This is a genomic window from Lentzea sp. NPDC092896 (genome assembly GCF_044754905.1).
In the GTDB taxonomy this organism is placed as follows: domain Bacteria; phylum Actinomycetota; class Actinomycetes; order Mycobacteriales; family Pseudonocardiaceae; genus Lentzea.
Window position 1 is genome coordinate 369,276 of record NZ_JBIVPX010000001.1, and the last position, 20,758, is coordinate 390,033.

At 66.8% G+C, this 20,758-nt stretch carries 15 protein-coding genes and 1 tRNA gene; 10 read left to right on the top strand and 6 right to left on the bottom strand.

The features are described 5' to 3' along the window. Nucleotides 1-41: 41 nt before the first annotated feature. Nucleotides 42-1,358, bottom strand: a complete 1,317-nt coding sequence (locus tag ACIQF0_RS02040) for a hypothetical protein (RefSeq protein WP_401023530.1) — start codon at nt 1,356-1,358, stop codon at nt 42-44. A gap of 334 nt (nt 1,359-1,692) precedes the next feature. On the opposite strand from ACIQF0_RS02040, the gene ACIQF0_RS02045 reads away from it, so the two are divergent. Then, nucleotides 1,693-1,764, top strand: a tRNA-Val gene (locus ACIQF0_RS02045). A gap of 19 nt (nt 1,765-1,783) precedes the next feature. On the opposite strand, the gene ACIQF0_RS02050 is transcribed toward ACIQF0_RS02045, so the two are convergent. From ACIQF0_RS02050 to ACIQF0_RS02070, 5 genes are all read right to left on the bottom strand, one after another. Next, nucleotides 1,784-4,774 carry a Helicase associated domain protein gene (locus ACIQF0_RS02050; protein WP_401023532.1) on the bottom strand — a complete coding sequence of 997 codons (2,991 nt, stop codon included), beginning with the start codon at nt 4,772-4,774 and terminating at the stop codon, nt 1,784-1,786. Nucleotides 4,775-5,124: 350 nt separating this feature from the next. Continuing rightward, a complete protein-coding gene (mdlC, locus tag ACIQF0_RS02055; RefSeq protein WP_401023534.1) occupies nt 5,125-7,485 on the bottom strand; it encodes a benzoylformate decarboxylase in 2,361 nt (786 codons plus the stop codon). After that, nucleotides 7,482-8,300: an ABC transporter permease gene (locus ACIQF0_RS02060; RefSeq protein WP_401023535.1), complete on the bottom strand. Its 819-nt coding sequence runs from the start codon at nt 8,298-8,300 to the stop codon at nt 7,482-7,484. The genes mdlC and ACIQF0_RS02060 overlap by 4 nt, the downstream gene beginning before the upstream one ends. After that, the gene (locus tag ACIQF0_RS02065) at nt 8,297-9,067 is read right to left on the bottom strand and encodes an ABC transporter permease (RefSeq protein ID WP_401023537.1); all 771 of its coding nucleotides are present in this window, start codon (nt 9,065-9,067) and stop codon (nt 8,297-8,299) included. Before ACIQF0_RS02065 ends, ACIQF0_RS02060 begins: the two co-directional genes overlap by 4 nt. 6 nt (nt 9,068-9,073) lie before the next feature. Further along, on the bottom strand, nt 9,074-10,027 hold the full coding sequence (locus tag ACIQF0_RS02070) for an ABC transporter substrate-binding protein (protein WP_401027652.1): 954 nt from the start codon (nt 10,025-10,027) through the stop codon (nt 9,074-9,076). Nucleotides 10,028-10,279: 252 nt separating this feature from the next. On the opposite strand from ACIQF0_RS02070, the gene ACIQF0_RS02075 reads away from it, so the two are divergent. From ACIQF0_RS02075 to ACIQF0_RS02115, 9 genes are all read left to right on the top strand, one after another. Then, nucleotides 10,280-11,611, top strand: coding sequence for an XRE family transcriptional regulator (locus ACIQF0_RS02075; protein ID WP_401023539.1), 1,332 nt, complete (start codon nt 10,280-10,282; stop codon nt 11,609-11,611). Between the two features lie 25 nt (nt 11,612-11,636). After that, on the top strand, nt 11,637-12,521 hold the full coding sequence (locus ACIQF0_RS02080) for a phosphotransferase enzyme family protein (protein WP_401023540.1): 885 nt from the start codon (nt 11,637-11,639) through the stop codon (nt 12,519-12,521). A 553-nt stretch (nt 12,522-13,074) separates the two neighbouring features. Next, nucleotides 13,075-13,212: a hypothetical protein gene (locus ACIQF0_RS02085; RefSeq protein WP_401023542.1), complete on the top strand. Its 138-nt coding sequence runs from the start codon at nt 13,075-13,077 to the stop codon at nt 13,210-13,212. A 2-nt stretch (nt 13,213-13,214) separates the two neighbouring features. Beyond that, nucleotides 13,215-15,845, top strand: a complete 2,631-nt coding sequence (locus tag ACIQF0_RS02090; RefSeq protein WP_401023544.1) for a nitrate- and nitrite sensing domain-containing protein — start codon at nt 13,215-13,217, stop codon at nt 15,843-15,845. Next, entirely contained in the window at nt 15,842-16,261 is a 420-nt protein-coding gene (locus ACIQF0_RS02095; protein WP_401023546.1) for a roadblock/LC7 domain-containing protein, read from the top strand. Before ACIQF0_RS02090 ends, ACIQF0_RS02095 begins: the two co-directional genes overlap by 4 nt. A 618-nt stretch (nt 16,262-16,879) precedes the next feature. Then, the gene (locus ACIQF0_RS02100) at nt 16,880-17,839 is read left to right on the top strand and encodes a hypothetical protein (RefSeq protein WP_401023547.1); all 960 of its coding nucleotides are present in this window, start codon (nt 16,880-16,882) and stop codon (nt 17,837-17,839) included. Between the two features lie 327 nt (nt 17,840-18,166). Next, nucleotides 18,167-18,907 carry a hypothetical protein gene (locus ACIQF0_RS02105; protein WP_401023549.1) on the top strand — a complete coding sequence of 247 codons (741 nt, stop codon included), beginning with the start codon at nt 18,167-18,169 and terminating at the stop codon, nt 18,905-18,907. Nucleotides 18,908-19,229: 322 nt separating this feature from the next. Next, on the top strand, nt 19,230-20,195 hold the full coding sequence (locus tag ACIQF0_RS02110) for a S1 family peptidase (RefSeq protein WP_401023550.1): 966 nt from the start codon (nt 19,230-19,232) through the stop codon (nt 20,193-20,195). Between the two features lie 285 nt (nt 20,196-20,480). Further along, nucleotides 20,481-20,711: a helix-turn-helix domain-containing protein gene (locus tag ACIQF0_RS02115; protein WP_401023552.1), complete on the top strand. Its 231-nt coding sequence runs from the start codon at nt 20,481-20,483 to the stop codon at nt 20,709-20,711. Nucleotides 20,712-20,758 lie beyond the last annotated feature (47 nt).

Consider the following 20,758-nt stretch of genomic DNA (forward strand, 5'->3'; position numbering starts at 1 on the left):
CGCGTGCTCCACCGGCTCTAATCGACCGATCCGACTTCGGATCAACGATGCCGGCGCTGCCCGTCGTTGTTCGGCCCGCGGTCGTAGTGGAGGCTGCGGCGTGGATCGATCCCGCGTACGCCGCGGCGGGATGGTGACGCACGCTCGGCGCTCAGGTGTTCTCCGATGCGGTCGACCCCGGCACGCATCTTCGCGACCGTGGTGAGGGTGCCTGGGAACTCCAGCACGGCCAGAATGTCCCGGAGGCTGTCTGACGCGAACTCCTTGCGGATGCCGGCGGCGTCGACCGTGGCGACGACGCCGCGGTCGTCCCGGGCGAAGGTGACCTGGGTCCCAGCGAGGGTGAGTGTGCCGACCTCCGCCATCGCGAAGCGCGCTCGGCTGATCAGGTGATCCAGGACCCATCCCCGCCCACCGGGAGCCACTAGTCGGCCGTCCAGGCGAACACCGTGGTCTTCGGCAAGTCGACGCACGCAGAGAGCCGCAGCGAGAAGATCCGCTACTGAACGCATCTCGGCATGCATGCCCGCGAGCTTGTCCTGTGGCATGTCACGCAGTTCAGGCAAGTCCTTCGGCGGGTCCTCAGCGATTACTCTGTTGATCTCGGCGGCAAGGTCGGCATCCGCCTGGGCGCGGGATGCGTCGATCTCAGCCTTGCCCAGCGGGGCGCCCTGGCGTCCGAGTGCGACGGCGGTCCCCTCGTACGGACTCCGGGGGCTAGTGGTCTGCGGCAGGTAGTAGCCGCTACCGACGGGGTTGGTCAGAAAGGACTCCAGCGTCCACGGGCCCTCCAGCCGCGCGCAGGCGCGCCGCGTCAGCTCGATGCACCATTGCAGACCGTCAGGGTGCATGAAGCCAGCTGCCTCGCGGTGATCTCTGAGAACTTGGGCGCTTGCACCGAACAGAGAGCGCTCGACCCAGCGCGCGAACAACTGCGCCGCGTCTGTTTCCAACGGGTCGTTGCTCGGGCCGGTATGGCTAAGGTCGTGCTCGGCGTTGAGCTCTTCGAAGACGCGCCCAGGCCCGTCAGGCTGGATGAAGAGCTCCGCTGGGTGCACACCGGCTCGCTGCAAGATCGCGAGCTCATGGACGAGGGTCATCACCGACAGCAACTGCCGAGCGTCGTCGATCGCCGCGAGGTGGTACGGAACGTCATCAGGCGTGGGCGACTGGCTGTGCCAGGTCCGCCCAGGCGGGAAGAGCACCTGGAGTTCGGCGTTGCGGTACTGGACCGCGGTGTCCCAGCGCCGCTGTACTTCATCTGACGCACGTCGGTTCGCCGCGGTGTTCCCGCCCGCCATGTGCTGGACGAGATTCAGCATCGGTGTCGCGCTATCGATGTTGTTGTTGTCGGCCACAGCGCTTCCCCCGGTCCACACGCCGCGTTGGTGTCCGTCCACAATGTGCAGAGGGTTCGGGCAGGTCAACGCTGGCTAGCAGATTCACGAATCCGTGGTAGGGGTCCGGGCTCCTGCGACCGGGACGTTCGTGGGAGCTAGTTGCGTGGTACTGAGCGAAGGCCAGGTGTGCCGGCTGGCGTGTCATCGCCGACCTGCAACGGCGGCAGCCCGACAGAATCGACTTCCTTCCCCGACTGCGCTTCATCATCCGGCATGAGCACAAAGAACTGCGTACTGGGACCAGACCTCTGAGCTGCGGCGGCCCTCTGCTCCGCTATGGATTTCTTCATAACGTCCTGTAGCTCAACGGAAGAGCGCCTACCTGACGCGTGGGAGACCGAAGGTTCGACACCTTCCAGGGCAACCTATATGTCGAAATTGCGCTATTGCAACAAGCCGAACTCGCGAAGAATTTGAACTCTCTCTTGCGGTAGCTTTTCCTGCGCGTGGCGATTGAGTACATTGCGCAGCCAGCCATAGAGCGGGCGGTCTGACACGCGGACATTGAGATGGCCGTGTTGTTCGTGGAATTGTCGAAGCGATTCGAGGCCTGCTTCCCACCGCTCGGTGGCGTAGTCGCGCGGTTTGAGGTCCACGCCAAGTTTTTCGAACTGCGCAACTCTGCTGGCTGACATCTTCCCGCTCTTGAAAACGCTTTTCTGACCCCATAGCCAATCGCTAAGTTTCTCAGTTTCGCCCGCTGCTGGAACGCGGAAGTGACCGTGTTCGCGACCGAATTCTTCTAGCTCGGCAAACTTTTCTTGCCAGCGCTGTTCGGGGCGAGATGGCGCTTCCCACTCTATGTCGATATCGGTAAGCGCCTGCTCCCGTTCCGGCAAGAGCTTGCCGGCCCTTCGTAGTTGCATTTGCGTGTTAAGCCACATGTACAGCTTGTGTGTCGGGCTTCCTGTGATCGCTGGAACGCGGATATGGCCATGTTCGTCGAAGAATTCCTTAGCTTTCGTCCAGTTTTCTTGCCAGAGTTCTCCGTATTGACTTGGCTCCCAATCGATTCCCATCGCGTCCAGCTCGGCGACCTTGCTTCCCGCCAAGGTTCCCGCGCGCCTGAACTTGCGCTGACGGTTCAGCCAGCCGGATGATTGATGGTCATGCGGCAGATCGACGTGGCCGTGCTGTCGATAGAATTCAATCACCGGCTGAATGCACTGAGCCCACTGTTCTTCCCTGAATGAACCTTCTGCATCCCAGTCCATTCCGGCCGCTTCAAGCGCTGCGATCTGGTCTGCCGACAACTGCCCGTCACGATAGTCGCCTCGACGCCGGGTGAGCCAGGAGCGAAGAGACGATTTCCTGTCGCCATAGAAGACGCCATCTGGAACTCGTAGGTGTCCATGTTCCGCAAAGAACTTTTGGCATGCGGCGAGCGGATATTCCCAAAGGCGTTCGTCCGTATCCCAGACTATGCCTGCGGCTTCGCACTCGGATATCTGCTCGTCGGTCAGTTTGCCTTGTCGCTTCTTCAGGCGACAGTTAGCTACCCAGTTCGACAGATTGATGCCATTTACGAGCAGCTCGGTCGGTGGGACTAGATGTCCTTCTTGTGCATAGAATGCGTGGGCCACGGAGAGGTTCCGCTGCCATTGAGCTTTCGCGCGATCCCATGTGAATCCAATTTCGTTCAGCGCGTTGACGCATGCGACGGGAAGCTGGCCTCGTTTGTACATCCGTCGGTTCATGGTGGTCCAGCGTCCCAGATTGAGTTGGTCGCCGGGGCTTCCGGTTGTAGGCACATCGCAGTGCCCATGGCGTTGCTTGAAGTCGAGTAGCTGACCGTAGCGTTCCCACCATGAGGATGTCGTGGCTTTGACTGTCCGGATGGTGATCTGCCGCAGCATCTCTTCTTGGTCGTAGCCATCAGGAAGCCGAACGAGCAGTCTTTGAAGTGGCTTGACTCGGCGAAGGTCGTCGTTTCGGATGATCGAGCGGAGGCGGTCCAGGTCGGAGCCCAGGATTTCATCGCTCTCGCGTAGCGCGAGCACGACCTGGAACAGGACGTCGAATCCTTCGTTGAACGCGGCGTCGATGTCGGCGAAGTCGGTTCCGTCGGGGTCGGCAGACATGAGGGCGGGAATTACGAGAGTGGCGATACCGGGGCCCGCCGTGGAGGTCCGCAGTGCGCGGCCCACGGCCTGCACGATGTCAATGATGGAGCTCTTGGTCGAGGTGAACAGCTCGCCGTCGATCGCGGGAACGTCGACTCCCTCGCCGAGACATCGAACGTTTGCTACGACGCTCCACCCCTTCTTGGGCGGGTCGGCAAGCCGTTCAAGTTCGCGCTCGCGTTGACGTACATCCATCTCACCGTGGACGTGGGACACGTACAGCGGCCGCGAGGGTTTGCGGTCTGCAGGCAGGGCAGCCAGCGTCCTGTGCATCGTCCTGGAGAACTCTGCGGCGGCGTTGACGCTCCTGCAGAACGCCAGGACGTGCTGGAGGTCGAACTCTTTCGCTGCGCGGGCAAGCGCGACCTGAGCTACGGCCATGTGCAGCGGCGCCCCGGTGGGCGCGTTGGACGCGGTGTTCGGCAGCTGTCTGAGGTAGGCCAGCGCCTCGGCCTCTGTGACGCCTACGACAACGACCCGGTAGTCATCGAGGAAGCCGTCGCTGATTGCAGTGCTGATCGCGTAGTTGTAGAGCACAGGGCCGAAGGTCCGCAGGTCGTCCATGCCCAGGAGCTCGACTTCTGTTCCGTCCGGCCCGAACGCCTTCTTCTTCTTCATCATGCGAGGCGTGGCTGTGGCGTACAGGCGTCGTACCGCCGGCAGGAACCGGTCGTCATGCACGATGGCGGTGTGCTTCTCTGCGTTGCCAGCCGAATGGTGGGCCTCGTCAACGACGAGGAGGTCGGCCTTCTTGTTGGTGGCCAGCAAGGCCTTGCCAACGAGGTCTGCCGACAGGTGCGTCGCGACGATGAGCTTGATGCCCGCGGACGCGGGTCGACGCAGCCACGTGCTGATGTTGTCTACGTTGGTGGTTACGGCCGTGCCGAAGTCGACGTCGGAGTACGCGATCGAGTCTTCGACGGTGTTGTCAGAGCATACGGCGAGCGCGACATGATCTTTGTTGGTGCTGGCCCACTCGCGCAGCGTCTGCGCTACGAGGGCGACCGATGGGCACAAGATGACCACCAGGCCGCCGTGCGAACACAGCAGTTCGGCGACGCGCTGTGCGATCACCGTTTTGCCTGTACCGCACGCGCACCGGAGCTGGCCGCGACCACCTTGGCGCAGTCCAACTGCGCACGCTGCTACGGCTTCGACCTGGTAGTACCGCTTCGAGATCTTTGTTCTGCCGCTGCCGGTAATGGTTTCAACTTCGAACAGCGCCAGTTCGTTAGTTGCGTTTTCGCACACGCGTAGGCCTCTTGAGCTGGGTCAACTACGACCGAATGACGGGCATTTCATGTCCTTGGCAGTCTCGGCGAATGCTTTCGCACGCTGGATGCCGTCCGTTTGACGCTTGATGGCGCCGTCGGCAGTCTGATTCCCATTGCCCTCAGCGTCGTGGCCATCTAGTCGGATATCAGCTCTCTGCGGACTGGGTGCATGTCCGAGCCCCCAGGAGTGGAACTTGGCCTCGTCCTCGGTCTGGTGCTGTGGCGGGACCTCGTCCGAGTTGCCGAGCTCGGCCGTCGGCACAGGACCGGACACGCGGACGAGCGGCTGGATTCACGCGCGTGCTGGGCGGAGATCGGTTGCCGGTCTTACTGCACGGCGACGTGAACCACGGTGGGGACGTCGGCGGCGAGCGCGTTGGTCAACGCATCGCGCAGCTGACCGAAGGCTGTGACGCTGAAGGCGTGGCAACCCAAGCTCCGTGCAAGCCCGACGAAGTCGAGACCGTCGATGTCGAGACCGGGCACACCGTGTGCGCCTGCGTCTGCCGCCATGGCGCGCAGGGCGCCATAACCGCCGTTGTCCAGCACGATCACCGTGATCGGCGTCTGCTGCTGGGCTGCGGTCCACAGTGCTTGTGGCCGGTACATCAGCGACCCGTCGCCGACCAGTGCCACGACGCGGCGAGTGGGCGCGGCCAGCGCGGCGCCCACTGCGGCGGGAACCGCATAACCGAGCACGCCTCCGCCGGTGGTCAGGAATCCGGCGTCGGTGTGCGTGATCGGGAGATGCCTGTGCAAGTCGGGGCGGTGGCTGGGGATTTCCTCGACCACTACCGCGTCGCGGGGCAGGAGCGGGGCGAGCGTGGCGAGCACCTGCGCGGCCGTGAGTATCTTGCTGTCCGCTGGCCGCGTCGTGGGTTCCCGCGGGGGCGGTGGTGGCACTGGTGCCCAGGACGCGGTCGCCGCGATCAGGGCGGCGATCCCGTGGCTGAGGCTGGTGTGGATGCCGGTGGCGCAGGCGGGTGTGCGGGCCAGGATCTGAGGGTCGTCGCTGAGCACGAAGAGCGGTGGCAGTTCGTGTTGTGCCGGCGTGTGCACGTGGTAGGTGAACGCGGGCGCGCCGAGTACGACGATCACGTCGTAGTCGGTCAGAACTGCGGTCAGCGGCTGCGCGGACGCGGGGAGGTGCCCGGCGAAGCGTGGGTGGTCCTCGGGGAAGCTGCAGCGGTGCGACAGCGGTGCTGCCCACACGTCCGCGCCCAGCCGGTCGACGAGCGTGACCAGTGCCGGGACGGCGCCGTCCTGGTCCACGGCCGCGCCGACGACGAACACCGTGCGCGAGCCGCGCCCGAGCGCGTCGACGAGTTCCCGCACCGCCGCCGGGTCCGGGCCGCAGGGCGTTGGCCGGGGCCGGTCGCCCACCGGTGGGGCGGCCTCATTCCAGTCATCTGCTGGCACGGACAGCAGCACCGGCCCGCAGGGCGGCTGAGTCGCGAGCCGTACGGCGCGCGCGAGGGCCTCGGGTACGTCCTGCGCGCGGGCGGGCTGGTAGGCCCCCTTGAAGTAGGTGCCGCCGAGACCTGTGGGGTCGAGGTTGGCCAGGAACGGATCGTGCGGCAGCATCGCTCGGACCTGCTGGCCCGCGAGCACGACGACCGGGGTCCGGTTGTGGTGGGCGGTGATGACGCTGCCTGTGGCGTTGCCGATGCCGGCGGCGGAGTGCAGGTTGACCAGCACCGCGTTGCTGGTGATCTGCGCGTAGCCGTCCGCCATCGCCACGGCGGCACCTTCCTCGGGGGCGAGCACGTACTGGAAGTCCACAGGCCACCGATGGAGGAATCCGAGTTCGGTCGAGCCGGGATTGCCGAACACGGTGGTCATGTCCTGGGCGCGCAGGAAGTCGCGGACGGCGTCGCGGACGGTCGGCACGGGTGTTCTCCTCGGTTCTTGGGGCGTGGCCGATGCGCTGGCGGGTCGTAGCGCGGTGGCGAGTTCGGTGCGCAGGGAGACGAAGGCGGCGGACTCGCGGGTACGGATCTGGTGGCGTGGTGAGGGCAGGTCCACAGTGAGCGCGCCGTGGACGGTGGTGGCGGAGCCGCCCGAGAGGATGAGTACGCGGTCGCCGAGATACACGGCCTCATCGAGGTCGTGGGTGACCAGCACGGTGGTGACGGCGTGTTCGGCGCGGACTCGCAGTAGCAGATCCTCGAGTTCGAAGCGGGTTTGGGCGTCGACGGAGGCGAACGGCTCGTCCAGCAGCAGGATTTTGGGCCTGGTCGCGAGCGCGCGGGCCAGCGCCACCCGCTGCTGCATGCCGCCGGAGAGCTGCGCGGGCCACCTGGCGTCCACATCGGACAGGCTGACCGCGGTGAGCGCGTCGTGGACACGTTGCGCGCGTTCGATTTTGCTCAGTGGGGTGTCGCGCAGGGGCAGGGCGACGGTGTCCGCGACGCGCAGCCAGGGCGGCAGTGAGCGGTGGTAGTCCTGCAGCACGACGGCGACACCGCGGCCGAGTTCGGTGACCGGGTGATCGGCGACCGTGACGCCGCCGCGGGTCGGTGGCAACAGGCCGGCGAGGATGCGCAGCAGGGTGGTCTTGCCACAGCCGGACGGGCCGACCACGCACAGCATCTCCCCTTCCGCCACGGTGAAGGAGATGCTGTCGAGCACCGAGTCTGTGCCGTAGGTGTGGCCGACATCGGTCACGGTCAGCGCGGAGGTGGTCATCGTGCCGATCCCCGCCGCTCGGTGTCGTGGTGCTGCCAGGTGAGCAGGCGGAGCTGGGCGCGCTGCAACAGCAGGTGCAGGGTGTAGCCCAGTGCGCCGATCAGGCAGATCCAGGCCCACATCTGCGGCATCGCGAAGGTGCTGCGGGCGAGGTTGAGTTGGTAGCCGATACCGCTGGTGCTGCCCACGAGCTCGGAGATGACCATGAGGATCAGCGCGATGGCCAAGCTGATCCGCAGGCCGGCGAAGATCCGTGGCGCGGCGGCGGGGATGACGATCCAGAAGACCCACCGCGCGCGGCTCAGCCGGAACGCGCGCATGGTGTCGGTGAGCTCGGGGCTGATGCCGCGGGCACCGTCGATGGTGTTGAGCAGCACTGGCCAGATCACTCCGGTGATGATCGTGACCACCTCCATGGTCGGGGTCAGGCCGAGGGTGACCAGGAAGACCGGCACGAGCAGGGGCTGCGGCACCGCGCGGGCGAGGTTGATCGGAACCTGGGCGTAGGCCAGCGCGGCGGGGCAGCGGCCGAGCCACAACCCGAACGCCACGCCGAGCAGTCCCGCGCCGGCCCAGCCGCCGAGCATCCGGGCCAGGCTCGGCACGATGTCGTCGGTGACCGTGTCGCCCAGCCACAGCCGCGATGGCGGGCCGCCCAGCCACAGCTGCGCAGCCGCGTCGGCGATGTGCAGCGGGCTGGGGAAGTAAGGGTGCCCGGCCGCGGTGGTGACGAGCTGCCACACCGCGATCCAGCCCGCAGCCATGGCCACCGGGCGCATCGCGGCGAGCCACCACGCGGCGGAGGGAAGCCTCATGCGGTGGCACCTCGCGAAGCCCAGGGCATCCATCGCTGCTGTGCGGCGCTCAGCGCGAGGTCGACCGCGCAGTTAGCGGTGGCGGCCAGGAGGGTCACGGCGAGCACGAGGTCCATGCGCCCGGCCGAGGAGCCCCACAGGTAGGCGGCCTGGCCGATACCGACTGTGCCGCCGACCAGGAACTCGGTGCCTACCAGCACGATCAGCGTGATCGCGGTGGACAGGCGGACCCCGGTCAGCACGAACGGCGCGATGCTGGGCAGCACGTGCCACAGCAACCGCCGCCTGCGCGGGATGTGGAAGATCCGGGTGATGTCGACCAGGCGGGGTTCGATCTCGTCGAGTGCGTGCAGAGTGGTGATCAGGATCGGCCAGGTCGCCGCGAAGGCCGCCAGGCTGATCTTGGTCTGGGCGTCGCTGCCCAGCACCACGATCGCCAGCGGGATCAGCGTGACGCTGGGCAGCGGCCGCAGGAACTCCACCAGCGGCTGCAGTACCCGCCGCAGCACAGGCAGGTATCCCAGCAGCAGGCCGAGCGTCACGCCGAGCACTGTCGCGCTCGTGGTCGCGATCATCCAGGACAGGCCGGTGGACACGACGTGACGCCCGAACTCCCGGTCTGTCACCAGATCGGCCAGTGCGAACGTCACCGCGCTGGGCGGGGGGACGAAGGCGCGATCGACCAGTCCTGATCTGCTCAGGGCCTCCCATGCGGCCAGCGTGCCGGCCAGCCCGGTCAAGGCCCGCAGTGCAGGGGCAGTGGTCATCGGGTCCTAGCCTGCGTTCGGCACGATGAGCTGATCGGCACGCAAGTCCTTGTCCGGCATCGTCCCGTGCACGCGCATGAGGTCGATGACGCGCTGCAGGCGGGTGGCGTCGAGCGAGGTCGGGAACCGGCCCAGTGACAGCGACGGCACCGATTCCGCAGGCACCTTCGTCAGGTCCGGCAGTACCTCGGTGAGCGCGTTGCGATCTGTCTCGGCGAGCTGGTTCGCCTTCTTCATCGCGCGCTGGAACGCCGCTACCGTCTTCGGGTTGTCCTGGGTGAACTGTGTCTGTGCGACGTAGCCGCTCAGCGGCATGTCGGCCGTCGGCCCGATGATCAGCGGCAGAACCGGTTTGGCACCGAGTTCCTGCGCGGCGCGCGAGATGTAGGGCTCCACGAGCACGCCGGCCTGGATCTGGTTGCTGGCGAGCGCGGCCTGGATCTCCGGGAACTTCACCGGCACGTATGCCGCCGCGCCGGGCTCCAGACCGTTGTTCCGTAGCAGTTCTCGCAACAGCAGCTCATTGATGTTGCCACTGGCGTGCACGGAGATCTTCTTGCCTGCCAGATCCTTGGGCTCGCGGATGTTCGCCTCGGGCTTGGCCACGAGCACCAGCGAGTCCTGGGTGCCCTGGTAGGCGTCGAACACGATGCGGCCGTTCACTGCCCGACTCGCCGCCGCCTGGAAGAAGCTGACGTAGTTGATCAGGCAGATGTCCAGCGAGCCGCCGCTGACCGCGGTCAACGCCTCAGGGCCCGACCCGTACACCTTCACCTCGACGCCGAGGCCCTCCTGCTGGAAGAACCCCCGCTTCTCGGCCAGGCGCACCGGCGCGTTGTCCACAGTGGCCAGAATGCCGATCGTGATCCGGCCTTTTTCCAGATCGCCCTGCGGTGCTGAATGCGAGTCCGGGGCGGACGTCCCATTCAGCAGGCCACAGGAGCTGATGCCCAGCAGCATGGCCACTGCGGCTAACGCCCCAGCCTTCCTGCAGTGACGGCCACGGAAGCGCAGTGAACCGAGCACAGCGAACCAACCCCCTCGAAACAACATGAATGACAGGCCGTGATCATGGCGAATTCAAAGGCAGCTGCGACAGCCCGAGCAGAGGGGCATTCTTTAGGGGGCATTTTTATCTGCCCCCTACCGTGCGCCCCCGAACGCGCTACGTTATGTAACTGCTCGAACACGCGCGTACGAAAGAGTCGGACGATGCCCGAGTTGCCCCTTCGCGCCGCACGCATGCGGCTGCCCTCCGAGCACAAACCTGGCCAGACGATGGGCACAGCCGAGCTCACCGCGCTTGTCAACCGGTACATCCGAGAGCACTACCCGGAAAATGGCCACGATTACGTGCTCGGGCCGAAGGATCTGGCCCGGTTGGAGCGTCAGGCTGTGCGATGGCCACACGCGGTGCGCCGTGAGGCACTGCGCGCCGTTCTGGGCGTCGAACATGACGCGGAGCTCGGGTTCCTTCCACCCAGCCAGCGCAGAGCACACGACGCCGCACGCGTTTCGGTCGTCGCGAGCTCCGGCTGCCACGGCCCAGCCCGCGCCAGTGGTACGCGGCATGTGCCGGTCACGGCACAATCCCTGCCGGCAGTGGTATTGCCCACGGTGGTCGGCCCGGACGACATCAACGACATACGTGAGGCCGCAGACCTGTTCCGGCTCTGGGATGCCAGCCACGGCGGCGGCGTGCTGCGCCAGGCGGCGCTCGACCGTGTCCACTTCGCCGCGCGTTTGCTCGGGGTTCCCTGCCCGGACAAGCACCGCAAGGACTTGTATTCGGCGGTGGGACGGCTTGCACAGGCGGCGGCGTTCATGCGATTCGACGCCAAGGAGTACGGCGACGCCACCAGCCTGTTCACGTTCGGCAAGGACTGCGCGGAGGAAGTCGACGACTGGAGCCTGCGAGCCAGCATCTACACCTCGATGGCACGCCAGGCGTTCTGGCAAGGTGACGCCGAGAACGGACGCACCAACATCGAGTACGCCATGGTGCGCCTGGATCTGATCACGCCGACTGAGCGGGCGATGGTATTCGCCGTGCATGCGCGGGCATTGGCCACGTTCGGCCAGGTCCGCGAAGCGCTCGAGGCGGTAGCCAAGGCCGATGACGCTTTCGCCGATGCCACCGACGACGTCGGCTACGCCGCCTATTACGACATGGCCGAGCATCACGGGGAAACCGGACACGCGCTGTCGGATTTGGTCCGGCACGGTGGCCGTGGCGCCGAGGCCGCACAACGGCGGCTGACCACCGCCATCGGCCTTCACGGGCGGGACTACACCAGGTCGCGCACCTTCTGCCAGCTGCGGCTGGCGCGCATGCTGCTGGCCACCGGCGAACTCCAGGAAGGCGCTGCTGTGGGCATCTCGGCCGTCGAGGAGGCGGCATCCATCCGGTCGGCGCGGATCGACGGCACCGTGCTGGATCTGGGCAAGCTCGCGGCACAGCGCACCGGCAACCCAGACGTGGCCGAACTGCACGGACGGATCCGGGCGCTGCTGCCACCGCCGCGAAGGGGTCAGCGCGTCTGAGGATTGGCGCACTAGTCTTGACCTAGTGAACGCGGACGCCTTGCGCCCTGTCGTGTTGGCCGCGGCCGCCCATGCGGGGGCCAGCGGCGACAACGCGCATCTCATCCGGCTGGGCCACAACGCGATTTACCGGCTGCGCAAGGCCGTGATCGCTCGCATCGCCCGTGTTGACCGGCTCGCAGTGGCCCGCAAGGAGATCGAAGTCGCCCGCTGGCTGACCGGCGTCGGGTTGCCTGTGGTACGGCCGATCGAGGACATCGACCAGCCGATCGTGGTCCGCGGGCACGCGGTGACCTTCTGGCACGAGTTGCCGCCGCACAACTACGCCAGCCGGGTCGAGCTCGCCACGGTTCTGCGCGAGCTGCACACGCTGCCCGCTCCCGGCTTCGACCTGCCGAAACTGGACCCGTTCGAAGGGCTCGCGCGCCTCATCGACAGCGCCAGCAGCACAGCCGGCGGCGAACAGGACTTCCTCCGCAGCCATCTGGCCCAGTTGCAAGCCCAGTACACGGCTCTGCCCGCCGGTCTGCCCCAGTGTGTGGTGCACGGCGACGCCTGGCCGGGAAACATCGCACGAACCCACGACGGCTCGCTGCTCGTGCTGGACCTCGAGCAGATCGCCGTCGGACCACCCGAGTGGGATCTGCTGCACACCGCCATCAGCCACGCGACCGTGGGCATCGTGCCTGAGCGGGAGTATCAGGATTTTTGCCGCAAGTACGGGCTCGACGTGACCGACTGGCAGGGCTATCCGGTGCTACGCGATATCCGTGAGCTCCGCCTGGCCCTGTTCGCCGCCCAGATCGCTGCTGACGATCCTCGCCAGCAGCAGCAGGCCACGCACCGGCTCGCCTGCCTTCGCGGCGATCTCGGTCCCCGGCCATGGTCAGGCTGGACCGCTGTCCCCTGACCGGTCTTAAGACCAGGTCACAGGCAGAACCTCATCGCCGCAGAACGAGACGACCGGCCTCGCCGAATGCAGAGTTGCATCCAGGCTCCGATCTGGGCGCCGCGCGAGCCACCGTCCACCCGGTCGCGTGTATGCGCCAGCGGTGACATCATCGACGCCGTCGTCGGGCAAAGCGTCGCGCCCGAATAGGGCTGCCTCAACCATTGCCAGCTGCCTGATAGCTGCGGTCAACCGCATTCGGGTAAGCCCAAGGCGGCGATGACGCTTCGACGCCGGCGATACGCCGGGACTCCATATCTGCGCAGTTCACACATCCTCGACCCGCATACGCGCGGCCGTCCGCGCATGCTGGTCGTCTTGGCCGGCGCAGTGCCAACCATCACGATCCTTCTGACGCGGGGGCATCTATAAATGCCCCAATAAAATGTCCCCTCCTGCGGTCTTTATTTCTTGCCCGCATCACTCCAAGATCCTTCGTGCCATCAACGGCAGAGATTACGGGCAGCAATATCCCGCTCGTATGGTGTCGAGCCAGTAGGGATCACACTGCGGCATGAAAGAAACATTCTCGGCGTACGAAGAGGTTCCGTCCGGTGCGGGGCACCAGGTGAAGTCAGGCGGCCTGCCGCAGGCACCGCGCGGCCGACTCGCGCACGCTCAGGCCGGACCGGCCCACAGCGAGGTCCGCTGACCATGGTGTCTTCCTGGCGGCTGTCGACGATGTCGCACTGGAGCGTGCGCACCAAGCTCGTTGTGGTGATGGTGCCGCTGGCTCTTGCCGTGTTCGGGCTGGCCGGCAAACAGATCGTGGCGCAGGAGAACACTTACGGCGAGCTCGTCAGCGCACAGCACGCTCTTGATGTGTGCACGCGTGGCTGGGAAGTGACCGACGCTCTGCAGACCGAGCGCAGCGCCGTCATGAGCTATATCCACAGTGGCCGCAGGGACACCACCTCGCTGGTCGAGGCCGCGCAGCGGGTCGACACGGCGCACGAGGCCTTGCGTGCGGCCGTTCGGAAGCCCGAGAAGCTGACAGTGGTCATGGCGGCTACCGCGGACAAGGCGTTGACCGAGCTGGACGGGTTGGACGGTCTGCGTCGAACGGTGCAGCAGACGCGGTACCCGGATGTCTCCGCACTCGCGCGCTACGGCCAGATCCTGGATGGGCTCGTGCGGTTGGGCCGCAGCACCGCCGACAGCGTCAGCACACTGCCGGTCGGCTCCGATGTGGCCGCGCTCCAGTCCCTTGGCGCCGCGCAGGAACACCTGACCGTGCAGAACGTGATCCTGCTCGCCGCCGCTCACACCCGTGATCTCCCGCCGCAACAAGCAATCCTGCTCCGGGCGGCACAGTCCCGATTCGACGCGGCGATCGGTGAGTTCAACACGGCCGCGGGACCGGCGCTTCGGCAGCGGTACCAGGACACGGTCAGCGGTGCGGAAGTGGACGAACGCAGCCGGCTGGTTCAGCTGGCCCTTGTCCAGTCCGGCGCGAACCGGCCGATCACCGTGGACGCAGCTGCCGCTGCACGCACCGGCGAGGCCACGGCCAACCGCATCACCGCGGTGCGCGATGAGGTCACTACCGGTGCCGTGACCACGACCGATGCCCTGGCTACCGCCGCTCGCACGGCGACTGTTGCGGTCAGCGGAGGGCTCGTCGTAGTGCTACTGATCGCGTTCGCGGTGGCCGCACTGGTGGCTCGCACCATTCTGCGGCCGCTGCGGGTCCTGCGCGGTACCGCCCTGCGCGTGGCCAGGCGTGACCTACCCGTCGCGATCGACCGCATCCTCGCCCACAAGGATCCCCTTGCCGTGGTCGACACCGCGATCGAGGCGGTACCGATCGACTCCAGTGAGGAGATCGGTCAGGTGGCCCGCGCGTTCGACACGGTCCTCACCGCGGCCGTGCGCCTCGCCGCCCAGCACGCCGTCCTGCGCGACGGCGTTAACGCTGGGCTCGTCAACCTCGCCCGGCGTTCGCAAACCCTGATCGAACGTTTGATGAAGCTGATCGACGTGCTGGAAAGCGACGAACAGGATCCCGACCGGCTCGCGCAGCTGTTCGAGCTGGACCATGTAGGCACCCGCATGCGCCGCAACTCGGAGAACCTCCTGGTGCTCTCCGGTGCAGGGCTGGGCATACCGCTGCTGACTCGCCCGGTGGCGCTGCATGAGGTGTTCGGAGCCGCGGTCTCCGAAGTCGAGCGGTACACCCGCGTGGATACCGAGGTGCAAGCAGAGGTGGCGGTCCTCGGACACGTCGTCAAGGATCTCGTGCACCTGTTGGCAGAACTGCTCGACAACGCCACCGTCATGTCGGAACCGACGACAAGAGTCTCCTTGCGCGGTGCCCTAGGCCGCGCACGTGACCTCGTCATCGAAGTCAGCGACGACGGCGTCGGCATGGACGACAACCAGATCAGGCAGTACAACCGCCAGCTGGCCGCGCCCCCTGATTTGGACGTCAGAGCGGCCGAACGCATGGGCCTGCACGTCATCGGCCGCCTTGCAGAGCGACACCGCATCATCGTCACTCTGCGGGCCAATGACGACCTCTGCGGGGGCATCACCGCCAGAGTCGCAGTGCCGGCCGACTTGCTCGACCTGGCCCAGCCGCCCGCGGCACCCGCTCCGCAAGCAAGCACTGCTCCACAACCAGAACTCCTCGCGGATACGCACCATGTAGACCTCTTCCAGCCCCGTGCGCAAAGCGAGCATGCCCCGGACACGGCTGAGGCGCACACCGCCGTGCTGCCCATGTCGTCGCCACCGGCTCGGCACACTTTGGCAAGACACGTCGCTGATGCCCCGGCCCCGCAGGACGACGACCGTGTAGCAGACCACGACTCCACCCAAGTACTCGAGCCGATCACGCAGCTGCCCGAATGGTTCACGCCCGCTCAGGACGCGGTCCTGGAAGCAGCGGACGGAAATGGCGCGAGGGCACGCGAAGCCGAGTCCGACGGCGCGCAGCCTCGCAGCGGGCAAACTGCGCTGGCTGAGCTGTCCGCTTCGCGCAAAAGAATCCGCGAGGCGACCGTCTGGGACTCGCCGGGAGATCCCGGATGGGAGATGGCGAACGCCATCCTGGCCGCTGCCACGCCCGCTCCGCGGTCATCCGGTCATCTGCCCAAACGCACCCCCCGAGCCCGCCTCGTGCCCGGCTCACCACTCGCGCCGACCCCCGTATCCGCATCGGCGACCGATCCGGCGCGGATACGGGAGCGCCTCGCGAGGTTCCAGCAAGGCGTGCAGCGAGGCCGTGAGGAGGACGGCACGCCGAGGACCCACATCGCTACCACGAAGGTGACCGACCGATGAGCACAGCACCTACTGACTTGAGCTGGTCACTCGACGAGTTCGTCGACCGGACAATCAACGTGGCGCACGCCGCCGTCCTCAGCGCGGACGGCCTGCTCATGGCTCGATCACGGCGACTGCCCAAAGATCGTGCGGATCAACTGGCTGCGGTGATCTCCGGACTGGTCAGCCTTACTCAGGGCGCGGCGAAGTGCTTCGACGCAGGCTGCATCCGACAGGTCATCGTGGAGATGGAACGCGGCTTCCTGTTGGTCAGCTCAGTCGCCGATGGCAGCAGCATCGGCGTGCTCGCCAGCCCTGACGCCGAACTGGGCGTTGTCGGCTTCGAAGTCACTAAGCTGGTGGGTTTGTTCGGAACCCTCCTCACGCCGGACGTGCGTGCCACGCCGCAGCCCCCGGCTGGAGCGAAGGCGTGAGAACCAGCAGCCGTTCCTCAGCGACCATCGCGCTGGCCGGAGGCTTCGAGGTCGGCACGACCTACCTCGTTGCAGCCCTCGGCCCGACGGGAATCGGATCCGAGTCTGGGGGACACCACCGCACAGCCACGCGTATCCGAACCGCGGGGCGTGCGTGGCGGCCCAGGTGGTGCAGCACCCGCACGCTCGCCGCACCACCACCCGCCACCGACCACGCAAGACCGATCACGTCACGCACCCAGCACGGTTCCGGCGGCCCGAGACGACCGCCTCACCGGCCTGACCACAAGCAGGACCCAGCCCCTTACCCGCGCCCCCGCCGCAGCCGGATGCGCTGTCCACCCAAGAAGAACACGGCCTAGCCGCTGCGAGAGCCACGTCCTGGCGCCGGACTGCCGCCGTCAGCAGGAAAGCACGACCTAGCCACACGATCGGACCGCCCGACACCCGGCAGTCGAGGCGGTCGCCGCGCACCGACGACGCATCAGCGCACATGTGCCTGGAGCACCGCGGCCGCGGCAGCCGGGTGGCGGCGCGATACCTCCTCATGCCACTTCGCGCCGCCGCCCGGTCCCACACACCGCCCAGCGAACCCACCATGCGAGACGAGACATCTACGTGAGCACCGACTTCCGCGCGGCGGCAGACACCGCGAAGCCGCCTTGGACGCGCCGCGTCACCGGTCTGCTCTACCCCGGCACGGCCATCCCGTCCCAGCCGGCACCGATCACCTGGACCCGGCAGCGCTGCGTCTGGGTCATCCTGGCGGGTATCCCCGCCACACTGTTCTTCAGCGAAGTGTGGAAACGGTCCTTCTCTCTCGTCAACGCCGGCACCGGCCTGCATCTGCCGCTACCAACGACGCTGCTGCGCTTTGACGTGACCCCAATCGGCGAAGCCAAGCGCGTGGTGCTCCTCATGCTGCTCGCCGTCCTCGTGCTCGTCTGCCTGCACAGCATCGGCGGGCGGTCGATGATGGGCCTGGACGAACGCACGACACCACGGGACCACGTGGCCGCCTTCGGCTACTACCTCCGGCTCGTGTGCCCGGCCGCGATCATCGGGTTCATAGTGGTTCGGACCGTGGAGCTGTCATGGCCGTCGCTGCAGCCGTGGACCGGTGTCCAAGCGGTATGGCCGGGCTGGGTGGAGACACTGAGGTCGATCAGCTCAGGCTTCTGCGAGGAGGTCATCGCGACCGTCCTGGTCGTCGTCATCCTCGAGCACGTCCGCCGCCGCAACGGCCGGACGTGGGCCGCGTCCGGTCTCGCCGCTGTGCTGGTGATCGCGGTCCATCTCTCCTATCACCTGCACTACGGGCTGCGGGCGCTCGTACTGGTCATCCCGGTCTACCTGACCGTGCTGTGCTGGCGCCACACTCGGAGCCTGCCCGGCATCGTCATGGGCCACATCGCCTACAACCTGGTGTCGGACCTGAAAATCAACGCGCTGCTGGTGCTCATAGCGTTCGTCGTCGTCGGCTCACTGCTGGACAACCGGTGGTGGCGTCACCGCACCGGGGAACGCAGGCACGCCGGCACAGCCGCAGCGGAGGCGCCCCCTGGCGGCGGCCGATGACCACCGCCACGACCACCGCCACGATCAAGGCCCCGCACCTACGCGCGCAGCCCCGCCCGCCCGTCAAGTTCTCGCAGAACCATCCTGGCTCGCCATGGTGCGTGCTGTACCGAATCCACTGCGGCTACTTCGAGTGCACTCACGGCCACGTCAAACCGCTTCGACCGCCACGGCGATCCGCCACCTGACGCCCTGTCGGCGCGCTCGCCGTGCTGCTGGCCGAAACACGCCAACTGGTCGGACAGGCCGCGCTCCCGCATCCCCCTGACCGTTCCTGCACCGATGAACCACCCTGCCTCGACTTACCTCCGGAGGAGACAGCTCGTCATGTCCACCGACAGCCCTGCTGCACACGTTCTGGAGCCGGTGACCACCGTGGACCACATCATCGACTGTCTCGGGCCGACCGACACCGACCGGCTTCCGCTCGTCGCCAACCTGATCACACTCAGGCTCCAGGACCTGGCCGCCACGCACTGGCTGATCCCCGACGCGGGCCAGCGCAACACCGTCATGCGCAACTACGTCCTGATGTGGGGCGGGCACGCCCTGCAGCGCGGGGAGATCGACCTCGCCACCAGCCGTATCCCGGTCGCTGGTGAGCGGAAATCACCGGTACCCCAGGCCGCCGCCGTGTGGCTGCACTGCGACCAGCCCGAATCCCAGCCCGCGCCGGCCCCACAGAACTACGCGCGACGCCTCACCGAGTACTTCGGGCCGTTCGCCGCGCGAGCCGCTGAACTGGACGCGCTGTTCGAGAAGCACCGCCCCCTCGATCGCGGCCCGTACGACTGCCTGAGGTTCCTGGCAGCGGCGCACGAGGGCCTCGGGCTGGACGCCGAGTTGTTGCGGTACCACCTCGACGAGCTCGACTGCCGCGGCCTCGGGGCTTATCTCGTGGCCGCCGACGAAGGCTCCCGGGCCCTCTACGAGCAGCATGGCTTCGAGCAGCTCGACCGGGTACTGGAACTGGGTGCCGGGTGCGCGGGCCCAGCTCACGTCATGTACCCGATGTGGCGCTGGCCGAATCCGTCGACCGCTCGACTTGACGCCGCGGGACGGCCATGAGAGCTCGGTTCCGGCGACAGCGGTGTTCGGGCCGGAACCGAGGCGGGTGGTGGTGGTGCGGCTTCCCCCAGGCCAATTGCATCGCACCACCACCCCGTCACCGTCCACAACGGACAGCGAGCCCCAGGCCCCGATGCACCGGCGCGGCACAGCCGCACTGGGCGAGAGCACCCGGCCGCTCAGCGGCTGCAGCGGTGCTCCTCTGAATGTCCGGACAGCTTCACGGAAGTCCGGATATTGTTGCAACACAACGAAAAAGGGAAGTCCAGTTTTGAGAAACAGAATTCAACGCGGGCTCATTTTGCTCGCTGCGGCCTTGCTCATGGCCACCAGCGTCCCGGCTGCGGGTGCCCAGCCCGACGCTGCTCCCTCAGGGGAGATCGGCGCGCAGATCGTCGGCGGGCGGCCCGCGGCCAAACTCAAGCCCGGTGCCGCGGCGCTGGAGTACAACTCGGTCATCCCGCTGCGCACCGACCATCAGACGTGCACCGTGGTCCTCCTGGAGAACCCCAGGAAGAAGGGCTTCTCGCAGTGGGGGCTGACCGCCGGCCACTGCCTCGCCGAAAAGCCCGCGGAAGTAGCACAGGCCGCTGCCCGCTTCTTCGGGGCGCCCATCTGGGTGCCGGTGAAGGACAGGCAGTTCCACGTCAGGGCCGGCGACGTGGACCGCACGAAGGTCCCCGCGTCGCAGATCGACCGGGCCGTCCTCAACCCGTGGTTCACCTGGTTCACTGGCGCGGGCCCTGCGCCGGTCGACCCGACGATGGCCGCCGACTTCGCGATGTTCCGTCTCCAGTCCCCGGTCAAGATGCAGGGGGCGAGGATCGCGTCAGCGCAGCCGCGAACGGGCACGGCCATCGACCTGTTCGGCTGGGGCCGGACGTCGAACGATTCGGCCGCCACGCCGACCGTCGCCAACCAGTTGCGGACCTGGATCATCCCGGCGCACAAGTGCGCCGGTGCCGACATCTCCGTTGGCGACTTCTGCAGCAACAACCCTGGAGGCAAGAAAGGCGCCTGCTACGCAGACTCCGGCGCCGGGGGCTACAACGCCCGGTCGGAAGTTGTGGGCCTGGTGAGCCGCGGCGAGGCCGAGTTGTGCGGCGAGAGTCCTGATGTCCTCACAGGACTGGCCACCTACAAGCCGTGGATCGACGCGGTCATGAACGGCACGCTCGCCTTCGACCAGCCCGTGACCCCCGAACAAGGTGGGGATCCCGGGCACCCGACCATCCAGTTCAACACCACCAAGAAGATCGCGCTACCGCGGCGGGTATCCGTCAGCTAAAAGCGACTCGCGCGCGGATCAAATCCGCCGCGTGCCCGCATGATCTGTCCCGCAGTCAGAGTGCTTCGGGTCCGGTGCGTCGCCACCATCTGCGCACCGGACCCGGCGCGCGGCACCGCGCCCTCCTGCTCAATGCGCGGTGCCGCGTACCAGCATCGGCCCTCCATCACCGCCACCGTCCGGGGTGGCCGTTCGCCGAGACACGGCGAGGCCGCAGTCATCGACCGACGACATTCCTCGATTTCAACCAACCGACCGTCTGAACCGAACAGGGAGCGAAACGGCATGCCAGCGCACACCGCGATCAAGGGACAGCGGATCACCGGGGAAGTTCGCGCCCAGATGGCTGCCGACCTGAAGAAGAAGTACGAGAAGGGCGCCAGCATCCGCGCACTGGTCGGCGCGACCGGCCGCTCGTACGGCTTCGTACACCGGATCCTGGGCGAATCCGGCGTGGTGATGCGTGAGCGCGGCGGCGCGCAGCGGGCAGGGAAAGCGCGAGCGATTCCGGCCTAACACCGCCGACAGATTCGACCGATGCACATCGGCAGCAACTTCTGGCA